The organism is Streptomyces sp. NPDC059909 (genome assembly GCF_042730885.1).
Taxonomy (GTDB): Bacteria; Actinomycetota; Actinomycetes; order Streptomycetales; family Streptomycetaceae; genus Streptomyces.
On sequence record NZ_JBHWKX010000077.1, the window covers coordinates 23,908 to 30,690 of the forward strand.

The following is a 6,783-nucleotide window of genomic DNA, read 5'->3' on the forward strand; positions in this document are numbered from 1 at the left end:
GCAGGGTGGATCGACCAGGGATTCGGAATGTTCGGAAAGCCGGTGGATCAGGGCGAGAAGAGCCGTTGGATGCTCACCGCAGCGGCTCCCCGCGCCCACTCCTCGAACGGCAGCGGACGCACCACGAGCGGGCACTGTGCTGCCGCACCGAAGACCTGTGAGGCGAAGGTCGCGCGGATCTGTTCCTCGAAGAGGTCGTATGCCGCCAGGCCCTCACCGGACACCACGACCCGTTCGGGCCCGGTGAGGTTGACCAGGGCGGCGAGGCCAAGGCCGATGGTGTGCCCGGCCTCGGCGAACACCGCGCGCAGGGCGGGGTCCTGGGCGGCGCGGTCGATCGCGCCGGCCATGTCCAGACGAAGGTCGCCGGTCACCGTTCGGGCCTTGGCCACGATGGCCCGCTCGGATGCGATGGTCTCCACACAGCCGCGGCCCCCGCAGCGGCAGTCAGGTCCGGATACGTCGACGGCGATGTGGCCGAGCTCGCCGGCGACCCCGTAACCGCCTGCCACCAGGCGGCCGTTGATGACCAGTCCGCAGCCGATGCCCGCGCCGACCGTGACCAGCGCGAAGTTGTCGGCGCCGACCCCCTCGCCGAACCAGTGTTCGGCCACGGTGAGCGCCTTGACATCGTTCTCGACAGTGACGGTGAGCCCGGTGGCGTCCTGGACCAGTGGACCGAGCGCCACCTGGCGCCAGCCGAGGAAGGGCGTGTAGCGGACGGTGCCGGTTGGGCTGTCGACGTCGCCGGAGATGGACAGGCCGAGACAGTGCGTGCGGTCCGCGTAGTCGGCAGTCAACCTCCGTACCAGACCGGCGATGTCGGCCACAACGCCGTTGACATCGGAGGGATTCTCGATGAGCTGATGTGCGGTCGTCCGTACGCCTGCCCTCAAGTCCGTGACAACGCCGATGAGTTCGGTCCCGGTGACCTTGATCCCGGCGAAGAACTCGCGGTCGGGGCGGATCGCCAGCGGATGTGCGGGCCGGCCGGCACCCACCGCCGTGCGCTCGGTCTGCGGCACCTCCTCCATATAGCCGGCATCCAGGATCGGCTTGACCGCCTTGGTGACGGCAGCCGGCGAAAGGCCGGTGATCCTGGCCAACTCGGGGCGGGAGAGCGGACCTTGGGTGAGCACCGTGGTGAAGACCGCGTTGGCGGCCGGCGTCGCGTTCACGCCGGTGCGGCTCGGCAACATGGCGGAAACGTAGACCTAATAATTTCCCGCGTCAATATTTAAATTCATCCGTCTTCGCCGTACGCTCAGTCAGCGCCCGAAGGCGGACCTGACGCTCCGTCACGGCTCGCCCACCACCCATCCAAGGAGCTTGTGTGCCCTCGGTGACCTTCGACGCGCCCAGCCGAACCCTGCTGCTCAGCACGCCGACGACCAGCTACGCGCTGCGTATCGGAGAGGACGACAACCCGCGCCACCTGTACTGGGGGCCGCGGTTGTCGCTCGCCGCGGCCGCCGCCCTCGGGGTGCCGGCTGGTGAGGGCAGCAGCTTCGGCTCGCAGGGCGGCGAGGAGCTGGCCACCGAGGGTGGCGCGCGTTTCGGGGTCGCCTCCCTCCAGGTGCGGTACGCGGACGGGACCCGCGGCACCGAGTGGCGCTACCTCGGTCATGCCGCCGACACCGGTGCCGACGGCGGAACGCTGGACGTACGGCTGGCCGACCGGCACTATCCGCTCGAACTCACCCTGCACTACCGGGTGTTCGAGGACAGCGACGTGATCGAGCGATCCGTGACCGTGCGGCACACCGGCGCTCCGGGTGAGGCTCCCATGGTGCTGCTGCGCACCGACGCCGCCTGCTGGTCGCTTCCCGAGCTCTCCGGTTACCGCCTCAGCCACACCGTGGGCGACTGGTCGGGCGAGACACAGCTGCAGCGGGTGCCGGCGCCGGTCGCCGAGACCGTGTTCACCAGTCGGCGCGGAGTCTCCAGCCACCAGGCCAACCCCTGGCTGATGGTGGACGCGGGCGACGCCGATGAGACGCACGGCGAGGTGTGGTCCACCGCCCTTGCCTGGAGCGGGAGCTGGCGCATCACCGTGCAGCGGACCGCGAACGGCCGGCTCAACTGGACTGGTGGCGCGGGCCATGAAGGCCTGACGGTGCGGCTGGAGCCCGGTGAGACCTGGCGGACGCCCGCCTTCTCCGGGCTGTACTCGGCGGACGGCTTCGGAGCCACCAGCCGCGCCTGGCATGCGCATATCGCCGCGCACCTGCTGACGCATCCGGACGAGCCGCGGCCCGTTGTCTACAACTCCTGGGAGGCGACGGGCTGGGAGCTGACCGAAGACGGCCAGCGCCGGCTCGCGGAGGTCGCCGCCTCGCTCGGCGTCGAGCTGTTTGTGATGGACGACGGCTGGTTCGGTGCCCGGACGAGCGACCGCGCGGGGCTCGGCGACTGGCGGCCCAACCCGGAGCGCTTCCCGGACGGGCTGGGCCCGCTCATCGGGGAGGTACACCGCCTCGGCATGAAGTTCGGGCTGTGGGTGGAGCCCGAGATGGTCAATCCGGACAGTGACCTCTACCGTGAGCACCCCGACTGGGTACTGCACATGCCGCACCGCACCCGTACGATGCTGCGCCACCAGCTCGTACTGAACTTCGCCCGCCCGGACGTCGCCGACTGGGCCCACACATGGCTCGACCGGTTGCTCGATGAGCACGAGATCGACTTCCTCAAATGGGATATGAACCGCGCCTTCACCGAGGCCGGCTGGCCCGGACACCCGGACCCGGACCGACTGTGGTTCGACCATGTCACGGCCGTGTACGCGCTGATCGACCGGCTGCGGGCCGACCACCCAGGGCTGCGCATCGAGGCGTGCGCGGGCGGCGGCGGCCGGGCCGACCTGGGCATGCTCGCCCGCACCGACCAGGTGTGGATCTCCGACAACACCGACGCCGCCGACCGCCTCTCCATCCAGCACGGCTACAGCCAGCTCTACCCGGCACGCACCATGTCCGCCTGGGTCACCGACAGCCCCAACGGCCACACCGGCCGCACCGCACCCCTACGATTCCGCTTCCATGTGGCCATGGCCGGGGTACTCGGCCTCGGCGGCGATCTGCTCCGCTGGTCAGAGGATGAACTGGCCGAGGCCCGCGAGCTGGTAGCGCTCTACAAGTCGATCCGGCCGGTCGTACAGTTCGGCGCCCAGTACCGCCACCCGGACGCCGTCCAGTACGCCACTCCCGCCGAACACACCGTCATCGCCTGGGGTGCCGCTCGCCGTCTGCGCCTCGCGGCCCTCGACCCAACGGCCCACTACCGCGAGCCGGACAGCGGCGCGACGTACGACGGGGCGACGCTGTCGACCCGCGGGCTGCCGCTTTCGCTGCCGACGGGGGACTACCCGAGCACCGTGGTGCGGCTGACGCGGGTGGAACAGCGGCGCAGCCAGGGCGTTCGCGCCACCGCGGAGGCGGACCCGGCCCCGTTCCGGCTGCCGGTCGCGGGCCGCGGCGACAACGACCGGGACTCCCCCCAGTCGGTCACCGTTGCTGTCCCGCTGACCGCCGGCGCCAACTCCAACGCCTTCGGCGACCCCACCGACGACGCTCCCGACGTCGACATGATCACCATCTGACGATCCGTCACTCCGAGGAGAGTGCCGTGGCGGCGATGCGCACAACCGCACCACCGGTTTCTGCCGGTGTGCAGTGCAAGGTTGCCGTTTTCCCCGGTCCGGGCCACTCGCATCCCGGCGGCGCGCCGAGGGGGACGCGGATGGCCTGGCTACCGCGCTACGGCACAACCTCGTCCTGGGCTCCGAGGCCCGCTGCTGCCCACTGCCGAACTCACGCCGGAGAAGCGATGCTGACCGACCTCGACCACGCGGGCCTGGAGTCCTACCGCAGCGACTATCGCGAACCCGCCGATTTCGACTCCTTCTGGGCCGACACCCTCGCCCAGGCACGCGAGCACGACCTTGCCCTGCAGATCGAACCGGTCCCGACCGACCTGCTGACCATCGAGGTCTTCGACGTGACCTTCGCAGGCTTCGGCGGGCACCGCGTCCGCGCCTGGCTCAGGGTGCCCGCCGGACGCCCAGGACCGCTGCCGGCAGTCGTCCAGTTCCACGGGTACGGCAGCGGTCGCGGCGCACCGGTCGAGGACCTGCTCTGGGCCAGCGCCGGATATGCCCACCTGCTGATGGACGTCCGAGGGCAGGGCGGCGCCCATGCCGGAGGCGACACTCCCGACCCGGTCGGCAGCGGACCCTCCTACCCTGGCTTCCTGACCCGCGGCATCCGGTCCCCGGACAGCTACTTCTACCGGCGCGTCTTCACCGACGCGGTGCGCGCGGTCGAGGCCGTCCGCGCCCTGGACCTGGTCGACCCCGCCCGGGTGGGCATCGTCGGCGCCAGCCAGGGCGGCGGCATCGCACTGGCCACCGCCGGGCTGCTCGGCGACATCGCCGCACTCCATGTGCAGGCGCCCTTCCTGTGCGACATCCGCCGCGCGACCCTGATCACCGGCAGCATGCCGTACGCGGAGCTGACGGGGTATCTGGCTGCCCACCGCGGCGAGGTCGACCAAGTCTTCCGGACCCTGTCCTACTTCGACGGCATCGGCTTCGCCCGCCGCGCCACCGCCCACGCCTGGTTCTCCTGCGGACTGATGGACGACATCTGCCCGCCGTCCACCGCATTCGCCGCCTTCCACGCCTACCGCGGCCAGGCGCGTATGCAGGCCTGGAAGTACAACGGCCACGAAGCGGGCGGCGCCGAAGACCTCACCACCGCGCTGGCGTCATTCCGTGGCCTGCTGCAAGCACCATCCCTGCCACGGACCGACCGCGGAGCCGCCGGCCGCAAAGTGCTGTTCGGAGCGTGACGATCAACGAAAGGAGCAGCGTGGCGATCCATCCGATGAATCATCCGCAGGTCGACGGCCGGCTGACGACCTCGTACGGGCCTGGCCGCAGCCCGCGTCGAACTGGTTCGAGGCGATACCGGTCGGGAACGGCCGGCTCGGTGCCATGGTGTTCGGCGGCGTGCACCGCAGCCGGTTCCAGATCAACGACTCGACGGTCTGGTCAGGGGTTCCGGATGGACCCGCGGCCGGCCTGGCCGAGGTCATTGCCTCGGGCGTGGGCTCCGAGCGGCTGGCCGAGGCGCGCCAGGCCATCCTCGAGGAGGACTACCGGCGGGCCGAGGGCGCTGATGATGTCCTTCGAACAGCCGCGGACGGTGCTGGGCCGGCTGCTGAACTCCGCCTCGGCCCGGCTGCCTGCCGTCACAGCAGCCTCCGGCAGGCCACTCGCCCACTCTGACCTCGATCACTTCGCCGCGCTCGTGGGACATGGCGGTGCGCGAACCACGGACCATCTGCGCCATGTCCTAGTGTCCTTCGGCGTCCTGCCGGCGCGTGATGAGTACCTGGCCCGCATCGAACGCCACTCGGCCGCATCCTGGCCAGGCACCGCGAACATGCCCCCGGGTGAGCCGCGGTCCCTTCGACGGCGTCGCCAACCGATCGGCCCGCAGCCGGGGTTCGACCCGCGCGAACCGGCGGGCAATACGGCTCATGGGCACCTCGAATGCCTCCCGCCAACGCGCGGGATCTATGCCGTGCCCTGCGGCCACCATCTCTTCGTCAGTCCACACAACTCACGATGACACACCGGTTGCCGCAGCCCTCCGGTGTTTCCTGTCAGTCTCGGACGAGACAGAACGGGTGTCCTGCGGGATCCGCGAAGATGCGCCAACTCCGCTTTCCGCCACCCCCGTCGAGCAGTGTGGCGCCCCGATTGAGGACGTCTTTCTGGGCTTGGTCCAGGTCCTTGACCCCCAGGTCAAGGTGGAACTGCTGGGGGTGAGCGGGGTCCGGCCACCGCGGCGGCTGATGGTCTTCCACGCGCTGGAAGGCCAGCACGAACCCACCGTCGGTGTGGAGCGTCGCCCAGCCGTCGCCGAGCGACCACCGCGGATCCGGCTGGTTCACTACGCCGCCGAGAAGCGACTGGTAGAACCGGGACAGCTGAACGACATCGGCACAGTCCAACACCACGCACTGCAGTTTGGCGATCATGAAGGGCAGCGTCTCACGACGCCTGATCACGATCTACAGCTGTTCAGCTGCGGGTTCTGGCCCGGAGGCGGTGAGGAGGGGAGGGCGGGTTCTACGCAGACGTCGGTCTCCTCGGCGCTCAGTCCGTCGTGGAGGGCTTGGGCGGCCAATGTTCCGGTGTGCTTCAGTCCGGCGTCCAGCGAGAGGTCCGGCGCTTCGACCAAGCCGTCGGTGACCATGACAGGCGCGGTGTCCTTGTCCAGTGTGAAGGTCTCCTGCGGGTACTCGGCGTCGGGCAGGATTCCCAGGACCGGACCGGACCGCCCGGCAGCAGACGGATGTCATGGCTGCCGTCGTCGTGTGCACACAGCAGGGGCACGTGGCCGGCGCCGGCGCCGGTGACCTGTCCGCCGCGGGTATCGATGTGCAGCATGGTGCAGCTGGCGAAGCGTGGTGCTCTGCTTACTCGCGTGAGTCACGATGCGCTCGACACGGGCCGCCGGCTTTCGGGCAGCAGCTCCCATATGTGTCGGCCTACACACTCTTCGGCAGGCCTGCCGAGCGCCGTGGCCATCGCGGCGTTCAGGGAGTGGACGACGCCGTCCCGGCCCAACAGAGCCGACGGTTCAGCCCTTCGGAGGAGTTCGTCCGAGGCGCCCACCCAGGGCGGCGTCGTTCAGGGGATCTGTCCGGTTTGATCACGTGATGCCGAGGGTGGTCAGTGGTCGGGTGGCGTCTCGGGAGTGCTTGCGCAGG

Annotated in this window: 6 protein-coding genes and 1 pseudogene; 3 read left to right on the forward strand and 4 right to left on the reverse strand. The window is 69.9% G+C overall.

Annotation, left to right across the window (positions count from 1 at the left end):
• Positions 1-47: 47 nt before the first annotated feature.
• The gene (locus ACFV9O_RS33415) at positions 48-1,199 is read right to left on the reverse strand and encodes an ROK family protein (protein ID WP_385424698.1); all 1,152 of its coding nucleotides are present in this window, start codon (positions 1,197-1,199) and stop codon (positions 48-50) included.
• Positions 1,200-1,333: 134 nt separating this feature from the next.
• On the opposite strand from ACFV9O_RS33415, the gene ACFV9O_RS33420 reads away from it, so the two are divergent.
• From ACFV9O_RS33420 to ACFV9O_RS33430, 3 genes are all read left to right on the forward strand, one after another.
• Entirely contained in the window at positions 1,334-3,601 is a 2,268-nt protein-coding gene (locus ACFV9O_RS33420; RefSeq protein WP_385424700.1) for an alpha-galactosidase, read from the forward strand.
• Positions 3,602-3,828: 227 nt separating this feature from the next.
• The gene (locus tag ACFV9O_RS33425; protein ID WP_385424703.1) at positions 3,829-4,851 is read left to right on the forward strand and encodes an acetylxylan esterase; all 1,023 of its coding nucleotides are present in this window, start codon (positions 3,829-3,831) and stop codon (positions 4,849-4,851) included.
• Positions 4,852-4,996: 145 nt separating this feature from the next.
• Positions 4,997-5,290, forward strand: a complete 294-nt coding sequence (locus tag ACFV9O_RS33430; protein ID WP_385424705.1) for a glycoside hydrolase N-terminal domain-containing protein — start codon at positions 4,997-4,999, stop codon at positions 5,288-5,290.
• A 380-nt stretch (positions 5,291-5,670) separates the two neighbouring features.
• Here the strand turns inward: ACFV9O_RS33430 and ACFV9O_RS33435 are convergent, their stop codons facing one another.
• The 3 genes and pseudogenes from ACFV9O_RS33435 to ACFV9O_RS33445 all read right to left on the reverse strand — a co-directional run bounded on the left by ACFV9O_RS33435 (position 5,671) and on the right by ACFV9O_RS33445 (position 6,688).
• Entirely contained in the window at positions 5,671-6,048 is a 378-nt protein-coding gene (locus tag ACFV9O_RS33435) for a VOC family protein (RefSeq protein WP_385424707.1), read from the reverse strand.
• A 26-nt stretch (positions 6,049-6,074) separates the two neighbouring features.
• Positions 6,075-6,338 (reverse strand): annotated as a pseudogene (locus ACFV9O_RS33440) (SpoIIE family protein phosphatase); the annotation flags it as partial.
• A 164-nt stretch (positions 6,339-6,502) separates the two neighbouring features.
• A complete protein-coding gene (locus ACFV9O_RS33445; protein ID WP_385424710.1) occupies positions 6,503-6,688 on the reverse strand; it encodes a PAS domain-containing protein in 186 nt (61 codons plus the stop codon).
• Positions 6,689-6,783: the final 95 nt, after the last annotated feature.